This window comes from Verminephrobacter aporrectodeae subsp. tuberculatae At4, assembly GCF_000193225.1.
GTDB classification, from domain to species: Bacteria; Pseudomonadota; Gammaproteobacteria; order Burkholderiales; family Burkholderiaceae_C; genus Acidovorax; species Acidovorax aporrectodeae.
The window spans coordinates 1-355 of the sequence record NZ_AFAL01000626.1 but is presented as its reverse complement, the minus strand read 5'-3'; the positions used below and the strand labels follow the sequence as shown (position 1 = coordinate 355).

Sequence of the window (355 nt, the reverse complement as noted above, 5' to 3'; positions counted from 1 at the left end):
CCTTTGAACAGGGGCAGGAAGCCATGCTCGACGAACGCTGTCATGCCACGTTTCTCATGTCGCCCCAGCCAAGTCAGCTTCTCGGTGACCAGCGCGTGCAGCCAGTGCAGCGATTTGTTCACGCGCAGGCCCGTCTCGTCGGCGTGCACGATTGGCTGGTTCACCAACTCCTGCGCGATGGCCGTGACTGTGGGTGCCAGCACCTGGGCAGCCTCAGCGTTGGCACTCAGAATCGTTGCCTCGGACATGGGCATGTCAAAGAGATCGCCCATCACTTGCCCCGTGCGCTTGAGTGGCAGCATCTGGTACTGGTTCAGGTGCACGGCTGCGGCCTTCGCGCGCGGGCCGTATTGCA

1 protein-coding gene is annotated in these 355 nt (G+C 62.5%); it reads right to left on the bottom strand.

All coding sequences use genetic code 11. From position 1 onward, the window contains the following. Window positions 1-323 (bottom strand): IS66 family transposase (locus tag VTU_RS28460; protein WP_236610795.1); only part of this gene is annotated, 323 nt, incomplete at its 3' end. Window positions 324-355 lie beyond the last annotated feature (32 nt).